This window comes from Mycobacterium sp. TH-M15 (genome assembly GCF_057473705.1).
In genome coordinates this window covers 1-2,033 of sequence record NZ_JBYCLB010000237.1, presented here as the reverse complement: position 1 = coordinate 2,033, position 2,033 = coordinate 1, and the positions used below count along the sequence as shown (strand labels likewise).

Genomic DNA, 2,033 nt, shown 5'->3' with positions numbered 1-2,033 from the left:
CGACTACTGGGTGGCCAACGTGCGTCAACCGGTGCGGTTCAGCCAGGCCATCGCCACCGCCGCCACCGGCCACGACACCTTCGTCGAAATCAGCCCGAATCCGTTGCTCACCAACGCCATCACCGGGACGGTCGAAGCGACGTCGCCGGAGAACCCGGTCACCGTCGCCTCGACGCTGAGACGAGGCGAGGACGAAACGCTGTTCTTCCACACCCAGCTCGCCGCCCTGGGCGTCACGGCCCCCGATGCCGGTACCGGCCAGTTCACCGACCTGCCGGCGTCGCCGTGGCAACGCAGCAAGCACTGGATGGCGTTCCCGCGGCCCACTCGCCCGGACACCCACCCGCTGCTCGGCGCGCACGTCGAGCTGCTGTCCGGCCGCGAGCACGTGTGGCAGGCCGACGTCGAGGTCGCCGCGCTGCCGTGGCTGGCCGGCTGCCGGGCGCAGGACAACACCGTGCTGCCCGCCGCGGCCTTCGCCGAGATGGTGCTGGCCGCCGGCTGCCAGGCGCTCGGGCTGCCGGTCCAGTCGACCCGGGTCGGCGACCTGGAACTGGAACAGCCGTTGCTGCTCGACGGCCGGACCCAGGTCACCACCCAGCTGGACCGGGACGGCGGCCGCGTCGAGGTGCACGCCCGGCAGGCCGACGGCCCCTGGTCCCGCTACGCGGTAGCGACCGTCGCCGCCGGCGGCCCGGCCGAACCCGCCGGGTGCGGCGGCGACGGTGGCGACGGTGCGGAGATCGCGCTGCCCGACGGGGTAGCCGACCACCCCTGTTACCGGGTCCACCCGATGCTGCTCGACGCGGCGCTGCGCTGCCTCGCCGCGGCGCTGCCGGCGCGGGCCGACGCCGAATATCTGCCGGTCGCCGTCGCCGGGCTGCGGATCTTCGGGCCGGCCGGCCGGCGGGCCCGGTGCCGCACCGAGCTGACCGCCGACGGCGACGACTACCTGGGCCGGCTCACCCTGACCGACGATGCCGGAACCATGACGGCCGAGCTCACCGGGGTCCGGCTGCGGCGGGTGGACCCGCGGGCGATGCCGCTGCCGCTGGCGCAGAAGCTGTTCCGCACCGAATGGGCGGCGATGGCCCCGGCCGCCGGGTCCGGCGCCCGAACCGGTGGCTGGCTGCTGCTCACCGACGACGATCCCGAGACCCGGGAGCTCGGCGAGGCGTTCGTCGGCCGATTCGGCTCGCCGGCCCGGCCGGTGGCCAGGGCGGGAATCTTCGACCACGCGGCGTTGGCCGAAGCGGCTTCCGGCCCGCTGGCCGGGGTGGTCGCGCTGATCGGTGACCGAGGGTTCGACGGCACCGACGCTGCCGCCGCGGTCGGCCGGGCGTGTGCGTTGATCCTGGCGCTGTCCGGGACGGCCCGCACGGTCGCCGGCGTCGACGGCGGCCCGCCGCGGCTCTGGCTGGTCACCCGCGGCGGCCTGACGGTGCGCGACGGCGAGCCGGGCGATCCGACGGTCGGCGCCCTCAAAGGCATGGTCCGCAGCTGGCGGTTCCCCGGTGAGCTGGCCCGGGTCCTCGCCGACGAGCCGGACCTGGGCACCACCCTGGTCGACCTGGACGCAGCCCACGACCGCGACCAGCTGGTCGCGACGCTGACCGGCGAGCTGGAATCGGCGGCCGACGACTACGTCGTGGCCTACCGGGGGCACGACCGCTACGTCGAGCAACTCACCCGGGCAACCGTCGATGCCGACCGGCCGGCGGCGACCGTCCGCGCCGACGGCTCCTACATCCTCACCGGCGGCCTCGGCGGTCTGGGCGAGGTGGTGGCCCGGTGGCTGGCCGAGCGGGGCGCCGGGCGGCTGGTGCTCAACGGCCGACGGGACCCGGCCGACACCGGTGCCGGCCTCCTCGCCGAGCTGGGACGCGAGACCGAAGTCGTCTACGTCCGCGGCGACATCGCCGCCCCGGAGGTGGCGGCGCGGCTGGTAGCTGTCGCCGAGGAAACCGGCCGCCCGCTGCGCGGCGTCATCCACGCCGCCGGGGTGCTCGGCGACGGGGTGGTGACCGAGGTCA

General features: G+C 75.5%; 1 protein-coding gene. It reads left to right on the top strand.

Annotation, left to right across the window (positions count from 1 at the left end):
- Nucleotides 1–31 precede the first annotated feature (31 nt).
- On the top strand, nucleotides 32–2,033 hold a 2,002-nt coding region (locus AC2VNT_RS05600; RefSeq protein ID WP_486945911.1), incomplete at its 3' end, for an SDR family NAD(P)-dependent oxidoreductase.